This is a genomic window from Pedococcus sp. P2_D7, from assembly GCF_056404295.1.
This window is the reverse complement of sequence record NZ_JBFUEH010000004.1, coordinates 618479-636520: the sequence shown is the minus strand read 5'-3', so window position 1 is coordinate 636520 and position 18042 is coordinate 618479. Positions and strand designations below refer to the sequence as shown.

The 18042-nt window shown below is 71.8% G+C and carries 20 protein-coding genes; 4 read left to right on the top strand and 16 right to left on the bottom strand.

Annotated elements, in window-relative coordinates; all coding sequences use genetic code 11:
- Positions 1-51: 51 nt before the first annotated feature.
- Positions 52-882, bottom strand: coding sequence for a translation elongation factor Ts (tsf, locus tag AC1DWJ_RS12250; protein WP_457253308.1), 831 nt, complete (start codon positions 880-882; stop codon positions 52-54).
- Positions 883-980: 98 nt separating this feature from the next.
- On the bottom strand, positions 981-2018 hold the full coding sequence (rpsB, locus tag AC1DWJ_RS12245) for a 30S ribosomal protein S2 (RefSeq protein WP_477620894.1): 1038 nt from the start codon (positions 2016-2018) through the stop codon (positions 981-983).
- Positions 2019-2305: 287 nt separating this feature from the next.
- Here rpsB and AC1DWJ_RS12240 point away from each other — a divergent pair, with 287 nt between their 5' ends.
- The 4 genes from AC1DWJ_RS12240 to AC1DWJ_RS12225 all read left to right on the top strand — a co-directional run bounded on the left by AC1DWJ_RS12240 (position 2306) and on the right by AC1DWJ_RS12225 (position 6451).
- On the top strand, positions 2306-3169 hold the full coding sequence (locus AC1DWJ_RS12240) for a GDSL-type esterase/lipase family protein (protein WP_477620893.1): 864 nt from the start codon (positions 2306-2308) through the stop codon (positions 3167-3169).
- A gap of 55 nt (positions 3170-3224) precedes the next feature.
- Positions 3225-4481: an MFS transporter gene (locus AC1DWJ_RS12235; RefSeq protein ID WP_477620892.1), complete on the top strand. Its 1257-nt coding sequence runs from the start codon at positions 3225-3227 to the stop codon at positions 4479-4481.
- A gap of 40 nt (positions 4482-4521) precedes the next feature.
- Positions 4522-5688: a pyridoxal phosphate-dependent aminotransferase gene (locus AC1DWJ_RS12230; protein WP_457253313.1), complete on the top strand. Its 1167-nt coding sequence runs from the start codon at positions 4522-4524 to the stop codon at positions 5686-5688.
- A gap of 358 nt (positions 5689-6046) precedes the next feature.
- Positions 6047-6451, top strand: coding sequence for a M23 family metallopeptidase (locus AC1DWJ_RS12225; RefSeq protein WP_477620891.1), 405 nt, complete (start codon positions 6047-6049; stop codon positions 6449-6451).
- On the opposite strand, the gene AC1DWJ_RS12220 is transcribed toward AC1DWJ_RS12225, so the two are convergent.
- The 14 genes from AC1DWJ_RS12220 to AC1DWJ_RS12155 all read right to left on the bottom strand — a co-directional run bounded on the left by AC1DWJ_RS12220 (position 6433) and on the right by AC1DWJ_RS12155 (position 17947).
- Entirely contained in the window at positions 6433-7260 is an 828-nt protein-coding gene (locus AC1DWJ_RS12220) for a DUF3152 domain-containing protein (protein WP_457253315.1), read from the bottom strand. The two genes, AC1DWJ_RS12225 and AC1DWJ_RS12220, sit on opposite strands and share 19 nt — an antisense overlap.
- 137 nt (positions 7261-7397) lie before the next feature.
- Positions 7398-8312, bottom strand: a complete 915-nt coding sequence (locus tag AC1DWJ_RS12215) for a tyrosine recombinase XerC (RefSeq protein ID WP_477620890.1) — start codon at positions 8310-8312, stop codon at positions 7398-7400.
- A gap of 64 nt (positions 8313-8376) precedes the next feature.
- Positions 8377-8883, bottom strand: a complete 507-nt coding sequence (locus AC1DWJ_RS12210) for a hypothetical protein (protein WP_457253317.1) — start codon at positions 8881-8883, stop codon at positions 8377-8379.
- 11 nt (positions 8884-8894) lie between these two features.
- Positions 8895-9575, bottom strand: coding sequence for a glycosyltransferase family 29 protein (locus tag AC1DWJ_RS12205; RefSeq protein WP_477620889.1), 681 nt, complete (start codon positions 9573-9575; stop codon positions 8895-8897).
- A 73-nt stretch (positions 9576-9648) separates the two neighbouring features.
- On the bottom strand, positions 9649-10749 hold the full coding sequence (dprA, locus tag AC1DWJ_RS12200) for a DNA-processing protein DprA (protein ID WP_457253319.1): 1101 nt from the start codon (positions 10747-10749) through the stop codon (positions 9649-9651).
- Positions 10746-12281, bottom strand: coding sequence for a YifB family Mg chelatase-like AAA ATPase (locus tag AC1DWJ_RS12195; RefSeq protein WP_477620888.1), 1536 nt, complete (start codon positions 12279-12281; stop codon positions 10746-10748). Before AC1DWJ_RS12195 ends, dprA begins: the two co-directional genes overlap by 4 nt.
- On the bottom strand, positions 12278-12649 hold the full coding sequence (locus AC1DWJ_RS12190; protein WP_457253321.1) for a YraN family protein: 372 nt from the start codon (positions 12647-12649) through the stop codon (positions 12278-12280). The genes AC1DWJ_RS12195 and AC1DWJ_RS12190 overlap by 4 nt, the downstream gene beginning before the upstream one ends.
- A gap of 164 nt (positions 12650-12813) precedes the next feature.
- The gene (locus AC1DWJ_RS12185; RefSeq protein WP_091780812.1) at positions 12814-13131 is read right to left on the bottom strand and encodes a DUF2469 domain-containing protein; all 318 of its coding nucleotides are present in this window, start codon (positions 13129-13131) and stop codon (positions 12814-12816) included.
- Entirely contained in the window at positions 13128-13859 is a 732-nt protein-coding gene (locus AC1DWJ_RS12180; RefSeq protein WP_477620887.1) for a ribonuclease HII, read from the bottom strand. The genes AC1DWJ_RS12185 and AC1DWJ_RS12180 overlap by 4 nt, the downstream gene beginning before the upstream one ends.
- A gap of 3 nt (positions 13860-13862) precedes the next feature.
- Entirely contained in the window at positions 13863-15155 is a 1293-nt protein-coding gene (lepB, locus tag AC1DWJ_RS12175; RefSeq protein WP_457253323.1) for a signal peptidase I, read from the bottom strand.
- Positions 15152-15892: a signal peptidase I gene (gene lepB, locus AC1DWJ_RS12170; RefSeq protein ID WP_457253324.1), complete on the bottom strand. Its 741-nt coding sequence runs from the start codon at positions 15890-15892 to the stop codon at positions 15152-15154. The genes lepB (AC1DWJ_RS12175) and lepB (AC1DWJ_RS12170) overlap by 4 nt, the downstream gene beginning before the upstream one ends.
- A 71-nt stretch (positions 15893-15963) precedes the next feature.
- A complete protein-coding gene (gene rplS / locus AC1DWJ_RS12165) occupies positions 15964-16323 on the bottom strand; it encodes a 50S ribosomal protein L19 (RefSeq protein WP_457253326.1) in 360 nt (119 codons plus the stop codon).
- Between the two features lie 279 nt (positions 16324-16602).
- A complete protein-coding gene (locus tag AC1DWJ_RS12160; RefSeq protein WP_457253327.1) occupies positions 16603-16827 on the bottom strand; it encodes a hypothetical protein in 225 nt (74 codons plus the stop codon).
- Between the two features lie 49 nt (positions 16828-16876).
- Positions 16877-17947, bottom strand: a complete 1071-nt coding sequence (locus AC1DWJ_RS12155; protein WP_477620886.1) for a LacI family DNA-binding transcriptional regulator — start codon at positions 17945-17947, stop codon at positions 16877-16879.
- Between the last annotated feature and the right edge of the window lie 95 nt (positions 17948-18042).

Genomic DNA, 18042 nt, shown 5'->3' with positions numbered 1-18042 from the left:
ACGACGAGGCCCCTCACCAACCGGTGAGGGGCCTCGTCGTGTGGTGTGTGGTCAGCCGCCGACGCGGAAGCGGACGAAGGAGCTGACCTTCGTGCCGGCCTCGGCCAGGACCTTCTCGACCGTCTTCTTGGCGTCCTTGGCGAACGCCTGCTCGAGCAGGACGTTCTCCTTGAAGAACCCGTTGACGCGACCCTCGACGATCTTGGGGAGGGCGGCCTCGGGCTTGCCCTCCTCCTTCGCGGTGGCCTCGGCGACGCGACGCTCGTTCTCGACCGTCACGGCGTCGACCTCGTCACGGGTCAGCACGGTGGGGCTGAACGCGGCGATGTGCATCGCCACGTCCTTCGCGACCTGCTCGTCGCTGCCCTCTGCGCCGACGAGCACGCCGATCTGCGCAGGCAGGTCGGGGCTGGTCTTGTGCAGGTAGGACACGACGATGGGGGCCTCGACGCGGGCAACGCGCTTGACCTCGATCTTCTCGCCGATGGTCGCGTTGGCGCCGTCGAGCAGCTCCTGGACGGTCGAGCCGTCCTCGAGCGAGCTCTTGAGCAGCGCGTCGGCGTCGGCCGCACCCGAGGCGACGGCCTGGGCCAGCACCTGGGCGGCGAGGGCGATGAACTTCTCGCCCTTGGCGACGAAGTCGGTCTCGCACAGGACCTCGACGAGGGTGCCCACGCCGTCACCGGCCTGGGCGGTGACCAGTCCGTTGGACGTGGTGCGGCCCTCGCGCTTGGTGACGCCCTTGAGGCCCTTCACACGAAGGATCTCGGTGGCCTTGGCACGGTCGCCATCGGCCTCGTCGAGCGCCTTCTTGACGTCGAGCATGCCCGCGCCGGTGGACTCACGCAGGGCCTTGATGTCAGCGGCGGTGTAGTTCGCCATGGGTGATTCTCAGCTCTTCTCTCACGGTTGGGCCTGACGGGCCCTGCCAGACGTGGTCGCGTCTGGCAGGGGCCGTCGGACTAAAGGGCAGGTGCGGCTCAGGCCTTGGCGTCGGCGTCGGCCGGCGTCTCGGCAGCAGCCTCGGGAGCAGCGGTCTCCTCGGCGGCGGGGGCCGGGGTGGCCTCCGCGGCGGGGGCCTCTGCAACCTCGACCGGAGCAGCCTCGACCGGAGCAGCCTCGGCGGGGGCCTCGACCGCAGCGGCCTCGGCCGGAGCGGCCTCGGTCGGAGCGGCCTCGGTCGCGTCGGCAGCGGCGGTCGCGCCGGCCTCCGGTGCTGCGGACTCCGCGGCCTGGGCGGCGTCGCCACCGAGCAGCTCGCGCTCCCACTCGGCCAGCGGCTCGTCGCCGGCGACGACACCCTCGGCCGGCTCGCCGGACTTGCCGGAGCTGCGGGCGATGAGGCCCTCGGCGACGGCGTCGGCGATCACGCGGGTGAGCAGGGTGACGGAGCGGATCGCGTCGTCGTTGCCCGGGATCTTGTAGTCGACCTCGTCGGGGTCGCAGTTGGTGTCGAGGATCGCGATGACCGGCAGGCCGAGCTTGCGCGCCTCGTCAACGGCGAGGTGCTCCTTCTTGGTGTCGACGATCCACACGGCCGAGGGGACCTTGGCCATGTTGCGGATGCCGCCGAGGGTCTTCTCGAGCTTGTCCTTCTCCCGCTTGAAGATCAGGAGTTCCTTCTTGGTGTAGCCCGAGCCCGCGACGTTGTCGTAGTCGAGCTCCTCGAGCTCCTTGAGGCGCGTGAGCCGCTTGGAGATCGTGTTGAAGTTGGTGAGCATGCCACCGAGCCAGCGGTGGTTGACATAGGGCATCCCGACGCGCGTCGCCTGCTCGGCGATGGGCTCCTGGGCCTGCTTCTTCGTGCCGACGAAGAGGATCGACCCACCGTGGGCGACCGTCTCCTTGACGAACTCGAAGGCGTTGTTGATGTAGGTCAGCGACTGCTGCAGGTCGATGATGTAGATGCCATTGCGCTCGGTCATGATGAAGCGCTTCATCTTGGGGTTCCAGCGACGGGTCTGGTGCCCGAAGTGGACGCCGCTCTCGAGGAGCTGGCGCATGGTAACGACGGCCATGCCGTGTCTCCTTGTGTCGTTGTCAGTTGCGTCGGTGGGCCGCGTGGGTGCGGCCACCTGCCTGGCGCCTGCAACGCACCCCACCGGCATACTCACCGGACTGCTGTGGTGCGCCCCCGTTTCGTCGGCGAGCCGAGTCAGCGGGCGGAAGACGCGCGAAATAGGTCTGCGTGTGCGAGCACACGTGGACCGCCGACCATCGTACGTGCTGAGGGGCCTGCCGGCGAAATCGGTACTACGGGCAAACCCCGATCCCCGGGGCCGGGCCGGACCGGATGATCGCGGGTATGACCCGTCGCCTCGTGGCGGCCATCGGCGCCGCCTTCTTCGCCGCACTCCTGACCAGTGCGTGCGCTGGCGGGGTCGCTCCCTTGTCCGCCCGATCGAGCACCTCGAGCTCGACCTCCACACCTGCGTCCCCGAGCCTGTCGCCGAGCGCGACCGGGCTGCCCTCGGGGACGATCCTGCTCGGGCTGGGAGACTCGGTGCCCGGAGGGGGAGGCGAATGCCACGACTCGGCTGGATCCTGCCGGAGCTACGTGCTCGTGCTCGCAGACCTGGCCACCACGGCGCTCGGCCGACCTGTCACGGCGGTCAACATGGCCTACAACAACGACGTGACGTCGGCCTCGATGCTGCTCAGCGTCAGGACCGACGTCGCGATGCGTGCGGCCATCGCCAAGGCGGCCATCATCACCATCCAGGTCGGCAACAACGACTGGCAGGGTCCCTGCAGCTGGCCGGGCGCAGCCACCTGCCTCGAGCGGAACCGGTCGGAGGTCGTCGCCACGATCGGCAGGTCCCTCGACGAGATCGCCACCCTCCGCAGCGGGTCGATGGCCGGCGTGCGGGTCGTGACCTACGCCGACACGACCCGGGAGACCGACGACCTCGCAGGCCAGTGGGGCTTCGACGCGGCCACCCAGACCGCCGCCTTCCACGCGATGTTCACCCGGGCCCTCAAGGCGTTGAACTCCTCCACCTGCGAGGTCGCCAGGGAACACCGGGCCCTCTGTGTCGACCTCCTGCCGGCGCTCAACGGTCCGTCCGGGTCGAGGGCTCCCGGTCTGGGCGGCCTGCACCCCGACACCGCGGGGCACCGGAAGATCGCCGCCGTCATCGCCAAGGCCGGCTTCACGGACGTGCCGTGAGGACGCGAACAACGCGGTCGCGAGGCGGTCGGCAGGCTGGCTAGGTTGGTGGCTCGTGAGTGCACTGAGCCGGGTCGTCGACGTCATCGCACCGCCTCGCATGGGCACCCCCTTCCGGTGGAACCTCTCCTCGTCGTGGGTGGCCCAGCTCGGCGACGGCATCGCCCTCGCTGCGGGGCCCCTGCTCGTCGCCTCCCTGACCCGCAACCCCACGCTGATCGCTGCCGCGGCGATGGTCCAGCACCTGCCTACCCTGCTGTTCGGCCTCTACGCGGGCGCCGTCGCCGACCGGGTCGACCGACGCACCCTCGTCCTCACCGCCAACCTCATCCGCGTGGTCGTCCTGGCCCTGCTCGTGGTGACCATCGCGAGCGGGAAGGTGACGATCGCGCTGCTCCTCGGGGTGCTCTTCGCGGTGGGGGTGGCCGAGCTCTTCGCCGACACCGGATGGCGAGCGGTGCTCCCGATGCTCGTGCGGCCCGCTGACCTCGGCATCGGCAACGCCCGGCAGATGTCCGCCTTCCTCGTGGCCAACCAGTTCGTCGGGCCGGCGGTCGGGGCGAGCCTCTTCGCCGTGGGCACGGCCGTGCCGTTCGGCGTCCAGGCGAGCGCCCTGCTGTTGGCGGCCGTGCTGTTCAGCCGGGTGCGCCTCCCCCGCGACCTCGGCGAGGCCCGCCCTGAGCAGCACATCGGCCACGACATCCTCGACGGGCTGCGGTGGATCGCCGGCAACGCCCCGATCCGCACCCTGACCCTCGTCATCTTCATCTTCAACGTCACCTGGGGCGCCCCGTGGGGTGTCCTCGTCTACTGGGCCCAGGAGCGGCTCGGCGTCGGATCCGTCGGCTTCGGACTGCTCACCACCTGCTCCGCCGTCGGTGGCGTGACGGCGGTCTTGGTCTACGACCGCCTCGAGGCCAAGGTCCCCTTGGCCCGGCTGATGAAGGTCTGCTTGTCTCTCGAGGTCGTGACGCACCTGTCCCTGGCGTTGACGACGACTCCCGCCGTGGCGATGGCGATCATGGTCGTCTTCGGCGGCTACGCGTTCGTCTGGGGCTCGTTGTCGTCCGCCGTGCGCCAGCGCGCCACCCCGACTGAGCTGCAGGGCCGCGTCGGAAGCGTCTACTGGGTGGGGCTCATCGTCGGGTTGCTCGTCGGCCAGCTCCTCGGTGGGCTCATCGCGACGCACTTCGGGGCCGCCGCGCCGTTCTGGTTCGCGTTCGTGGGTTCCGGCGTCACCCTGGTCGTGGTCTGGCGCCAGCTCGGGCACATCGCGCACGTCGACGAGGCGCAGGCCGAGGAGCACGGGTAGGTCCGCCGCGGACCCGGCCCCGCGGCATACGCTCGGGCGCATGGCTCGACCACCCGGCAAACCCGCCCTCGCTCCGTTTGGCACCACGATCTTCGCCGAGATGACGGCGCTGGCCACCGAGCACGACGCCGTGAACCTGGGTCAGGGCTTCCCCGACACCGACGGCCCGCGGGAGATGCTCGAGGCCGCCAAGGCCGCGATCGACAGCGGACGCAACCAGTACCCGCCCGGCCCGGGGGTGCCGGAGCTGCTCTCCGCGGTCGCCGCCCACCAGTCCCGGTTCTACGGGCTGGACGTCGACCCGCGCTCCGAGGTGCTGGTCACGGTCGGCGCCACCGAGGCCATCGCCGCCACCATCCTGGCGCTGTGCGAACCCGGTGACGAGGTGGTCACCTTCGAGCCCTACTACGACTCGTATGCCGCGTCGATCGCCCTCGCGGGCGCGGTGCGGCGGACGTCGGTGCTCCGCTTCCCGGACTTCGCGGTCGACGAGGAGTCGCTGCGCGCCGCCTTCTCGACGAACACCCGGATGGTGCTGCTCAACACCCCACACAACCCCACGGGCAAGGTGTTCAGCCGGTCGGAGATCGACCTGATCTGTTCTCTCGCCAAGGAGTTCGACGCCTGGGTCGTGACCGACGAGGTCTACGAGCACCTCGTCTTCGGTGGCGCGGTGCATGTGCCCGTGGCCACCCTGCCGGGGATGTGGGAGCGGACCCTGACCATCTCGTCGGCGGGCAAGACCTTCTCCGCCACCGGGTGGAAGGTCGGCTGGGTGAGCGGCCCGGCGGCCGCAGTGGCGGCGGTGCGCGCCGTCAAGCAGTTCCTCACCTTCGTCGGCTCCGGTCCGTTCCAGCCCGCCGTCGCCCTCGCCCTCGGCCTCGACGACGCCGTGTATGCCGGGCTGTCCAGCTCGTTGGAGGCCAAGCGCGACCTGCTCGTGGCGGGGCTGCAGTCGGCCGGGCTCGAGGTGTCGGTTCCGGCCGGCACGTACTTCGTCGTCGCCGACGCCGCGCCGCTCGGGGCGGTCGATGCCCTCGCCTTCTGCCGGGAGCTGCCCGCGCGGGCCGGAGTCGTCGGCGTGCCGGTGTCGGTCTTCCACGACGACGCGGATGCGGCCCGGACCTTGGTGCGGTTCGCGTTCTGCAAGCGCGACGAGGTGCTGCACGAGGCAGTGAGCCGACTGGGCCGACTCCGACCTGCGTGAGTCAGGTCCGCCCGCGACACCCCGTTGCACGTCCACAGGCGACGGCGGAGGTCATGGTCATCCACAGGACGGCGAGCCCTCCGTCGCGTGACGACGTCAGGACCAGCAGGGTGGCAGGATGCGAAGCGCACTCCTCCTGCCGGTCTCGGCCCTCGTGGTGGCCTCGATCGGTCTGTCGATCCCCACACCGGCAGCGCCGAGGTCGCAGCCCGGGCCGCCGGACACCGGCAGTACAGCCCGAGCGCCTCAGTCGGGGACAGCCACGCGGGTCGGCGCAGCCCAGCTCGCCGTGGGGGCCCCTGCGGTGGCCGTGCCCCGCTCTCCCCCATCGCTGCGGGGACGATGGGCCTGGCCGCTGATGCCGAGACCGAGCATCGTGCGGCCGTTCCTGCGGCCCGCGACCGCATACGGCTCAGGGCACCGGGGCCTCGACCTCGCCGGGTCGACAGGTCAGGGCGTGCTGGCAGTCGAGGCAGGCACCGTCGCCCACGTGGGCCGGATCGCCGGTCGCGGCACTGTGACCGTGCTGCATCCCTCGGGGGTGCGGTCGACCTACGAGCCGGTCGAGCCTGCGGTCAGCGTGGGTGAGGTGGTCGCGCGAGGGTCACGGCTGGGCGAGCTGGCCGCCACCGGCTCCCACTGCAGGCCGGCCTGTCTGCACCTCGGCGCGGTCCGCGAGCACACCTACCTCGACCCCCTGGTGTTCCTCACGGGTGGGCGACCGGTGCGACTGCTCCCGCTCGCTCAGGTGCCGGATGGGTAGGGCCAGGGCTTGCAGCCACCGAGGTCGAGGGTCTGCTGCACCATCACGGGCGCCCGCTTGCCCTTGCCCGGGCAGAGGCGGTGCTGGTGGCCGAGGCCGTGACCGACCTCGTGGTTGACCTGGTAGATGCGGTAGCGGGCGACGTCGGAGCCGTAACTGTCGTCGCCGAGGGCCCAGCGGCGGAAGTTGAGCACCGAGCGTTCGCCGTTCCAGCAGGAGACCTGGGACAGCGTGCGCATCGGCGCGCAGAGCTTGTCGGTCAGGCCGGGGCTGGCGAGCGTGACCCGCACGTCGACGTGGGCGCCCCTGGCGGCCTGCGCCGGGGTGACGTTGACGAAGCGGACGCCGTCGACCTTCTGCCAGCCCTTGGGGTCCAGCAGGACGGACTCGACGGTGGCGCCGACCTCGGCAGGGTCGACCCCGAGGCCGCCCTCGATCTCGACGGTGTACTTGACCGTGCGGCCGGTGGTCGCGACTGCGGCAGGCGGCACGGACACCACGGTGATCTTGCCGGTGCCGTTCTGCGGGACCGTGGTGGCTCCGGCCTTCGCGGTCTCGGTGGTGGACGAGCCGTCCTCGTTGTTGGGGGTCTGGGACGTGCGCAGGGACGGTGCCGAGGTCGTCGCCTTCGCGGCGGAGCCCGCGGCGTCGAGCAGGGTCGTGTCGTCACCGGTCGTGAGCCGCACGGTGACGACGGCCACGAGGACCAGGATCACGGCGCCCGTGATGGTGCGACGCAGGCGCACCTGACGGCTGGGCCGGCGTCGGTGTCGGCGAGCCCGGCGGGTCGCCGGCAGATCCTCACGCACGCGCTGCACAGCTCCTCTCGGGCCCAGGACCCCCAGGGGTCGGACGAACGTCGTCGGCGTCCATCTTCCTCCTTCGGGCGGTCGGTGCGGGCACGGCACGCCCGACGACCCCGAACCCGGCGGCACCTCCGCGGCGCTCAGGCACGGGGGTGGGCCTGTCGGTAGGAGGCCTTGAGGCGGTCCACGGAGACGTGGGTGTAGATCTGGGTCGTCGCGAGGGAGGCGTGGCCCAGGAGCTCCTGCACGAGGCGGAGGTCCGCCCCGCCCTCGAGGAGGTGGGTGGCGGCGCTGTGCCGCAGGCCGTGGGGTCCCAGATCCGGGGCGCCGGGCAGGTGTGAGAGCAGCTCGTGGACGGCGGCCCGGATCTGCCGGGGGTCGGCCCGTCGGCCGCGTCGCCCCAGGAGAAGGGCCGGACCGCTGCCCGCCACGGCGACCTGGGGACGGCCCAGGGTCAGCCAGGCGTCGACGGCCTCGCGGGCCGGCGCGCCGAAGGGCACGGTGCGCTCCTTGCCGCCCTTGCCCATCACCCGCAGGACCCCTCCGCCGAGGTCGAGGTCGTCGATGTCGAGCGCGGTCAGCTCACCGACCCGGATCCCACTGGCGTACAACACCTCGACGGCGGCGCGGTCGCGCAGGTGCATCGGGTCCTGGTCGTCGCTGGCCACTGCTGCGAGGTCCATCAGCGCCGTCGCGTCGCCCTGGCGGAGCACCTCCGGGAGGTGACCCGCGCGCTTGGGGGCGGCCAGCCGCAGCGACGGGTCCTGGGCGATCCGACCGGTGCGGGTCGCCCACCCGAGGAAGGTGCGCGCGGCAGCGGATCGGCGAGCGATGGTCGACCGAGCCGCCCCCGACTCCGCCTGGGCCGCGAGCCAGGCCCGCAGCTCGCGCAGGCCCACGTCGGCGAGGTCGGACATGCCGCACTCGTCCTGGAGGAAGCGCAGGAGTCCCCGCAGGTCACCGAGGTAGGCCCGAGTCGTGTGCTCCGAGCGGCCGCGCTCACTGCGCAGGTGGCGCTCGAAAGCCGCCAACGTCTGCGCCAGGGACTCACTCACGCCGTCACCGTCGCAAACGCAGGAGCGGCACACAAGCCGCCACCCCGCGCGCCACGGAGCCGCATCAGAACGGGTGGCGAACGTCCCCGTCGTACGTCTTGACGACAGCGTCCTCCAGACGGCGGAGCCGCTCCTCGTACTGGGCGATCACCTGCATGCGCACGCGGACCTGCTCGTGCTCGCGGCGGACCGCCTCGACCAGGCTTCGTGCCTCAGCTCGCTCGGCGTCGTCGGCCACGAACTCGGCACCCCGCAGGCCCTCCTCGATCTTGCCGAGTCGCTCCTCGACGATGCCGATCTGGATGGCCAACCCACCGTGCTCGACCTCGCGGTGGCTCGACGCGTGCTCGACGGGGTGCAAGCGCTTGCCCAGGGCCGCGACCGACGCCTTGAGCTCGGCGATCTGGGTCGACTGACGCTCGAGCTGGGCCCGCTGCTTGTCCACCTTCGCGGCCAGGTTGTTGGGGTCCGCGACACTGCGGCGCCACCGCCCGAAGGCACGGCGGGCTCGTCGGTAGGGGCCGGGCGAGGGGGTACCGGTGCCCTCGGGCCGCGCTTCTGTTCCGGACATGTTCTCCTCTTTCAGTGCAGCATCCGCATGGTGCCGTCGTCGATCCATGAGCGGAGCAGTCGTGCCTCCAGGTCCAGCTGGTGCGCCGGGATGACCGGGCTGCCTCCGCCGCTCTGGTAGCGCCACGAGTCCTGCTGCACCCCGTCGAGGAACGAGAAGCCGGTCGCGAACATCTCGGCCTCGGGAAACATCTCGTGGGCCAGGAAGCACGAGATGGTCCCGGAGGTGGGGATCAGCTCGTTGGGCACGTGGTCGGGGTCGAGCTGGTCGAGCAGCCGGGTGATGACCGGGGCGTTCGGGACAGGCATGGTGCCGAGGTCCGAGGGCCAGAAGTACGGCTGCGGATGGAGGATGTAGCGCAGCCCGTAACCGGCCTGCGGAATCAGGTAGGCGCGCTGCCGGTAGTCCTGGAACATCCACGGCGTGACCGGTGCGTACCGCGACACGACCAGGACGTGGCACTTGGTGCCGACGCACGGCGGGGTGCCGGGGTCGTCCAGGGCCATCGAGTTCATCCGGAAGACCAGGTCACTGCTGTCGATCTGCGCCACTCGGTCCGGGTTCGGGCCGAGCGGTGCGTTTCCCACGACCGTCACCTTCCGGACCGGGCGCCGCTCGGCATAGGAGGCGAGGTAGTCGCGGACCAGGTCCCACTGGGCCTGTTGGGAGGCGGCGACCTCGGCTGCGAGCACGGCGTCATTGTGCCAGCCGTCCGCTCCCGCGCAGGGGTCCTGGACGCCGGGGCGCGCCGACGCTCCGGAGGTTTCAGCGACGCGGCGACCTGCGCCAGCCCTCCCCCTGCCGCTGGGCGAGGCCGTCGAGGTCCAGCGCTCCGAGCGCACCCCGGACCTCGGCGCTGCTGAGGCCGCTGAGACGGGCCAGCTCCTCGGCCGTCGCAGGCTTGCGAGCCGGCAGCGCGGCGAGCACGATCCGGTGGGTCGGCTCGAGGTCGTCGCCGGGCAGGGCCGCACCCTCCTTGCGCGGAGCCAGCTCACCGATGGGTCCGACTGCCTCCGCGACCTCGCCGGCGTCGGTGACGAGCGTCGCCCCGGCACGGACGAGCTCGTGGCAGCCGGCCGACACCGCCGACGACACCGGTCCCGGCACGGCACAGACGACCCTCAGGTGTTCCTCCGCGAGGCGGGCCGTGTTGCGCGAACCACTGCGCAGGCCCGCCTCGACCACCACGGTGCCCTGGGTCAACGTCGCGATCACCCGGTTGCGGCTGAGGAAACGCCACCTGGTCGGCGCCGAGCCGGGCGGCACCTCGCTGACCACCAGGCCGTCCTCCTGCACCCGCTGCAGCAGCCCCGCATGCCCCGCTGGGTAGGGCCGGTCGACACCACACGCGAGCACGGCGATGGTGACTCCCTCGAGCGCCATCGCGCCCTCGTGCGCCGCACCGTCGATGCCGTAGGCCGCGCCAGACACCACGGCGAACCCTCGCTCAGCCAGCCCGGCGCCGAGCTCCTTCGCCACGTGGACGCCATAACCGGTGGCAGCCCGAGCACCCACGACCGCGACGCTCCGAGCAGCCACGTCACCCAGGCTCGCGCGGCCGAGCACCCAGAGGCACAGCGGTGGAGCTGCCAGGTCGTGCAGGCCCAGCGGCCACTCCTCGTCGCCCGGCACGAGGAGTCGGGCGCCCAGCCGCCGGGCGATGGCCAGGTCACGGTCGACATCGAGCTCCGCGAGTCGCTCGGCCATCCGCGCGCCGAGGGTGGTCTCGGCCCCGACTCCCTGGAGGGCCTCCTCCGCCCCCACCGCGGCGATCCGTGCGGCGACGTCGGTGTCGCCGGGCTCGGCCAACCTCGCCCACGCCACCCTCGCCGCCCGGTCACCACGCACCGTCGCGATCCCGCTCATGCCGCCACCGGGCCCTGGTTGCGCAGCGTGAGGGCCTGGCCGAGGTCGTCACGGGTCGGCGTCGCACGGCCGGCCAGGTCGGCGACGGTCCACGCCACCCGCATCACCCGGTCGTACCCACGGAGGGTGAGCTGGGCGCGCTCGAGGGCTCGGTCGATGTCCGCGGTGACCCCGGACGGCAGCCGCCACCTCCCCCGGCGCAGGACCGGCCCCGGCACCTCGCTGTTCAGGGCCCACGGGGTCTGGTCCCAGCGTTCGGCCTGCGCTTTCCTCGCGTCGATCACCCGAGCGGCCACGGTCGCGCTGCTCTCTCCGGCGGGTCCGGCCAGCGACGACCGCGTCACGGCCGGCACCTGCACCTGCAGGTCGACGCGGTCGAGCAGCGGGCCGGACAAGCGACCCAGGTAGCCACGCTTGGCCAGCGGGCTGCAGGAACAGCCCACCCCCTTGCCGTAGCCGAGGCCGCACGGACAGGGGTTCGCGGCCATCACCAGCTGGAAGCGGGCCGGGAAGCGCACGCTGGCGCGGGCCCGCGAGACCACCACCTGCCCCGACTCCAGGGGTTGGCGCAGGGACTGCAGGGCCGCCGCCTTGAACTCGGGGGCCTCGTCCAGGAAGAGCACCCCGTGGTGGGCCAAGGTGATCGCGCCGGGCCGCACCGCCGCGCTCCCACCCCCGATGATCGCCGCCTGCGTCGCACTGTGGTGCGGCGACACGAACGGCGGCAGCCCTTCGAGGGACAGCTCGGGAGCCGTCACGCCGAGGAGGGACCGCACCGCGAGGACGTCGATCGACTGCTCTCGGCTGAGCCGCGGCAGGATGGACACCAACCGCTCGGCCAGCATCGTCTTGCCGGAGCCCGGAGGGCCGAGCAGGAAGAGGTGGTGTCCGCCCGCAGCCGCCAGCTCGACGGCCGCCCTGGCCTCGTCCTGGCCGACCACGTCGGCGAGGTCCGGCGTGGCCTTCGCCGCCGACAGTCGCGGCGCGCGGTCCGGGGTGCTGACCCCGAAGGACTCGACCCCGGCCGCGTGGGCCACGATGAGGTCGGCCAAGTGGGCCACGGGGTGCACCCGGATGTCGGGCACCAGGCGCGCCTCGGCGGCGTTGTCGACCGGAACAGCCACGTCCCGGCACCCTGCCCGCGCGGCGCACAGGACTGCGGGGAGGACACCACGCACCGATCGGATGGACCCGTCGAGCCCGAGCTCCCCCAGGTGCACCACGTCGCCCACCCGCTCGGGCGGGATCAGTCCGAGGGCGGTCGCGACGGCGATGGCGATCGGCAGGTCGAAACCACTGCCGTTCTTCGGGATCGAGGCCGGCGACAGGTTGACCGTGATCCTGCTCTGCGCCAGGGAGTGCCCGATGCTGGCCGCCGCGGCCTTGACCCGGTTGGGCGACTGCGCACACGCGGTGTCGGGCAGTCCGCCCAGCATGAAGGCGGGCAGGCCCCCCGACAGGTGCGCCTCGACCTCCACGACCGAGCCGGCCAGCCCCTCCAGGGTGACCGACCGGGTGCGGCCGAACGTCATGCCTCGACCCCCTGCAGGTGGCGGACCACGGCGCGCCCCGCTGTCGGTCGCAGGATGCCGATCACGTCGATCCTGATGCGTGCGGGGTGTTCCCCGTGCTCCTGCAGCCAGGCCGACGCGAGCCGGCGCAGCCGCGCCGCCTTGCGCGCGGTGACCGCCTCCACGGGAGAACCGAAGCGCTCGGTCCGGCGGGTCTTGACCTCGCAGAAGACGAGACAGTCGCCGTCCCTGGCCACCAGGTCCAGCTCGCCCCGGGCGCAGCGCCAGTTGCGGTCCACGACCGCCATCCCCCGGTCGGTCAGGTAGCGCTCAGCCAGCCGCTCGCCATACTCCCCCAGCGCCCTGCGCGGATCCGCCCTGTCTGCCATGCGCCCAACCCAAGTCCGCAGGGGCGACCAGCGGCACACCCAGCAATGCGGCCTGTGGACGGGCCCAGGACGGGCACCCGACCGGGGACAACCGCCGCAGATACGGCTGCGGATACGGCTGCCGATACGGCAGCTGGCAGGCCGAGCCGCCCTGGCTGCCGCAGCTAGAAGCCCTGGTCCTTGGGCAGCTCGAGGTCAGCCTTGGCGAGCTCCTCGACGTTGACGTCCTTGAACGTCACGACGCGGACCTGCTTGGCGAACCGCGCGGGTCGGTAGATGTCCCACACCCAGGCGTCCTGCATGGTGACGTCGAAGTAGACCTCACCCCCGTCGGAGCGCACCTTCACGTCGACGGAGTTGCACAGGTAGAACCGGCGCTCGGTCTCGACCACGTGCGAGAACAGGCCCACCACGTCGCGGTACTCGCGGTAGAGCTGGAGCTCCATCTCCGACTCGTACTTCTCGAGGTCCTCAGAACTCATCGCGTGCTCATCTCCGGTTGCTCACCATGCCGAACACTCTCATCATCCATCGTCACTCCCGGCAGCCGCCACGACCGTCGGTGCAGGTCCGTCGCCCCGAACGCCTCGAGCGCCGCAAGGTGCTCGGGCGCGGCATACCCCTTGTTCTCGTCCCACCCGTAGGCCGGGTGCTCTGGCGCGACGTCGACCATCATCCCGTCCCGCTCCACCTTGGCGAGCACCGACGCGGCGGCGACGGACGAGCACTTGAGGTCGGCCTTGATCATGGTCGTGACCGGCGGGGTGACGGGGGCGTCGTGGGAGGTGAAGGCGAACAGCCCCACCTCGTCGGGCGCGGTGAGCCAGTCGTGGTTGCCGTCGAGGATGACCAGGTCGGGGACCAGGTCGACCGCAGCCAGGGCCCGGCACCCGGCCAGCCGCAGGGCCGCGATGATGCCGATCTCGTCGATCTCCTGGGGGGACGCATGACCCACGGCGTAGGCCAGGGCCCAGCGCCGGATCCGCGGGACCATGGCCACCCGCGCGGCCGGGGTCAGCAGCTTGGAGTCCTTGACCCCGGTGGGCGCGCTGCGACAGGTCTCGTCGATGAGCACCACGCCGACCGTCACCGGTCCGGCCAGGGCACCACGGCCCACCTCGTCCATGCCGGCCAGGACGCGGTGGCCGTCACGCTGGAGCTGGCGCTCGACCCGAAGGGTGGGCTTGCGACTGCGCACGGGCTGGGCCATTGCTCAGCCCGACCCGGTCGGTGTGTCCGTGCCGCCCACCTCGCCGCCACCGGGACCGTCGCCGGTGACGCCAGCGCCCTGGGAGTCGGTGGTGGCCGTGGCAGGCGAGGGGGCCGGGACCTGGGCGAAGGTCGAGGTCGGGTTGGACAGCCAGGTCAGGTGGTCGAGCGGCCAGACGAGGGCCACGGCGCGGCCGACGACGAGACGCTCGTCGACGGACCCCTGGCTGCCATTGTTCTCGGGGCCGTCGTGGACGCGCGAGTCGGCCGAGTTGGAGCGGTGGTCACCCATGACCCACACCCGCCCGCTCGGCACGGTGATGTCGAAGTCCTGCTCGCTCGCGGCGTCGCCGGGCTTGAGGTAGGGCTCCTTGATCGCGGTGCCGTTGATCGTGATCCGGCCGCCCTCGTCGCAGCACACCACGTGGTCGCCCGGCAGCCCGATGACCCGCTTGATGAGGTGGTTCTCGGCGTTGTCGGGCAGCAGTCCGACGAACGTGAGTGTCTCGGTGACGACGGTCGCGACCGGGCCCTGCTGGGCCTTCGGGGCCTCGTCGAGCCACTGTCCGGGGTCGGCGAACACGACGATGTCGCCGCGCTTGAGGTCGATCGGGCCGGGGGTCAGCTTGCTGACGATCACGCGGTCGTTGAGGACGAGGGTGTCTTCCATCGACCCGGACGGGATGTAGAAGGCCTGGAGCAGCCAGGTCTTGACGATGAAGGACAGCACGAGGGCCATCCCCACGACGATGGCGAACTCCTTGATGGCCGCGCCGAGCACGGCCAGCCCGCTGACCGACTCGTCGTCGTCGCGCCGCCCCTTCGCGCCCTCGTCGTCGCGCCGTCGCTTCGCGCCCTCACCGTCGTCGCGCCGTCCCGTCGCGCCCTCGCCGTCGGCTCCTGCTTCGTCGTCCTGGGGCGCCGACTCGTCACGCGCAGCGGCCACCGGGATCTCCTCGGGCAGGGGTCTGGTCTCGGTGGTCACCCGCGCCGGGGTCGACTCCTCGGCCTGGCCGACGATCGTGGGCGGGACCCCGGTGTCGTGCGCGTCCTCGGGCGTGGGCGTCGGCCGGGCCACCTCCACGTCGGACGGCAACCACGGGGAGTCCGGTGGGTGGGTGGGCGCAGCCGCGCCCGCGTCTGTGGCGACGGTCGGGCTGGGGTCGGGCAGGTCGTGGCGCAGCCAGGCCGGGTCGTGGGAGTCGTGGGCGGCGTCGGTCTCGACCCGGGTGGGGTCCGGCTGGTCGGCCTCGAACCTCAGCCAGCCGTTGTCGCCGTCGCGCGGCGTGCCGCTCACGGCTCACCCACGCGGGGCAGGTCGGCCAGTGCGTCGGGGCGCTCGAAGCGGCCGAGGCGCGACAGCGGCCAGTACGTCGCACTCGCGCGACCGATGACGTCGGACAGCCGCACCGTGCCGCCGCCCGGGTCGCCCAGGTGGGAGCGCGAGTCGGCGCTGTCGCTGCGGTGGTCGCCCATCACCCAGAGCCGTCCGACGGGGACGGTGACGTCGAACTCCAGCTCGCTCGGCTTGTCGCCGGGCATGACGTAGGTCTCGTCGAGCACCGTGCCGTTGACGGTCAGGCTGCCCCGGTCGCAGCAGACCACGCGGTCGCCCGGCAGGCCGATGACCCGCTTCACGAAGTCCTGCTCGCCGAGGTCGACCCCCACCAACGAGGCCGCGTCACCCAGGACCTTGCCGATGGCGCCGTCGTCCTGGTGCGGGGTGAGGTCGGCGGCGGCAAACGTCGTGGTGCCGTCGAAGACGACCACGTCGCCCCGTCGCACCGAGCCGCCGTCGGCCAGCTTGTTGACCAGGATCCGGTCGCCCGGCTCGATGGTCGGCTCCATGGAGCCTGACGGCACGTAGAAGGACTGGACGAGGAAACCCCGGACCAGCAGCATCACCAGCAGTGCGACGCCGCCGAGCAGCAGCCACGAAGGGCCGCCTCGGGGGCGTTCGGACTCGGCCGCCGCGTCAGTCTCGACTGGTGCGGCGGCCGGGTCCTGCTGGGGTGCTTCCGGTCCGGGGTTCATCGCTCCGGAGCCTAACCCTCAGGGCTGTGGCGACGAGCGCCGGGACGCGCTGAGGGGGAGATGATTCCGCCTTACTTGGCGGGGGTCGTCTCGCGCTTCTCCTTGATCTTGGCGGCCTTGCCGCGCAGGTCGCGCAGGTAGTACAGCTTCGCGCGACGGACGTCACCGCGGGTGACGACCTCGATGTGGTCGATGACCGGGGTGTGCAGGGGGAAGGTGCGCTCGACGCCGACGCCGAACGAGACCTTGCGGACGGTGAACGTCTCGCCCAGGCCACCACCGTGGCGACGGATCACGACGCCCTTGAAGACCTGGACGCGCGAGCGCGTGCCCTCGATGACCTTCACGTGCACGTTGACGGTGTCACCGGCGCGGAAGGCCGGGATGTCGTCGCGGAGGGACGCCTTGTCGAGCTCGTCGAAACGCTGCATGGCAGATTCGCTTTCTTCTCGGCGCCACAGGTCGCCCAGGGTGTTGGGTGGTGCTGCTGATGATGGTGTGCGCCGTGTGCGTGACCGACCACGTGGCCGGGATCCTGCCCGGACACTCCCCCTGTGGCAGGGGTCGCTGGTCACGCGGGCGCAAGGAGCCATTCTGCCACGCACAGGGGCCGCGACAGAAATCGCCGCCGCCCCTGACGACCGGGTATGCCGCGTGGCCGGGCCACGCGGCATACCCGCGGCTTACCGGCGGCATACCCGCGGCAGGCGTCAGGCGCGGGCGGGCGCCGGACGGCCGACCGGGTCGAGCCGGTCAGCCAGGCGACGCTCGACGGCGGCGGCGCCGCGCAGGGTGGTCGCCAACGAACGACGCACGGGCCGGCGAGCCGGACTGGTGCCGAGTCCGTCGTCGACGACGGGGGCGTCCGGTCGGGCCGACCGGGCCAGGGCGGCGCCTGCGTTGCTGTTGATGGTGAGGGCGATGTAGTCGCTCATGTCCTTCTCCCTTCAGGGTGCGGTGGTGCTGTGGACGCTGACGGATCCGTCAGCGCGTCTGTGACCTCGCGGCTGGTCCGGTGCTGGACCTCACGACGAGCTCGGTGGGGAGCACGATGCGGCGCTCGGTGTAATCGGGGTCGAGGAGCATCCGGCCGGCGATGCGCCCGCGCTCGGCGATCGGTTGGCGCACGGTGGTGAGTCCGGCGCCGGCCGCTGCCGGCACGTCGTCGAAGCCGGAGAGCGAGACGTCGCGGCCGGGGGTCAGGCCGCGCTGGCTCATGGCGTCGAGGACCCCGAGGGCCAGCACGTCGCTGACGGTGATGATCGCGGTGGGGCGGTCCTGCCGGTCGAGCAGGTGGGCCCCCGCGGCCCGGCCCGCCTCGACCGAGTTGTGGCCGGGTGGCGCGACCGTCTGCACGGTGACGTCCGGACCGACGCCCTCGCGGAAGCCGTCGTAGCGATCCCACGAGAACGACATCGACCGGTGCTCCACGTCGTCGACCTCGACCACGGCGGGTGAGTCGACCTTGCTGTCGACGACGATGCCGACGCTGCGGTGGCCGAGCCGGCGGATGTGCTCGCCCACCTGCCGCGCGGCGCCGCGCTCGTCGATGAGGACGAGCCCGTCCATCCGGGGGTCCTTGTCGTCCGTGGCGACCATCCGGAGCCCCCGGTCGACCGCGATCTCCCGGGCCGGGTGGTCGATGTCGAGGCAGTAGGCCAGGAGCCCGTCGACGACGGCGGCCCGCATGGCCTCGGCGCTCGCCTCGACCTCCTCGGGCCGCTCGGGGTCGAACGGTCGCAGCGGGATGAGCAGCAGCCCGGTCTGGAACTGCTCGGCCACCTCGGCGAGGCCGGCCAGCATGCCCACCGAGTAGGGGTCGGAGAACGCGTAGCTGAGCCGCTCGGTGAAGACCAGCCCGATGGCCCGCGCCCGCTGGGACCGCAGGCTGCGCGCGGCCGGGTTGGGCCCGGCATACCCGAGCGCCTTGGCGGTCTCGAGCACGCGCTGGCGCACCTCGGTGGAGAGCTGGTCGGGCTTGTTGTAGGCGTTCGAGACCGTGGAGACGGAGACCCCGGCGGCCTCGGCGACGGACCTGAGCGTGACGTTACCCATGGCTTCCGGCCTCCTTCTGGGTGCGCTGGACGGCGTTCTGGATCGTTGTACTAAATCGTTCAAGTAGAACGATACAGGAAACATTCCCGAGAACC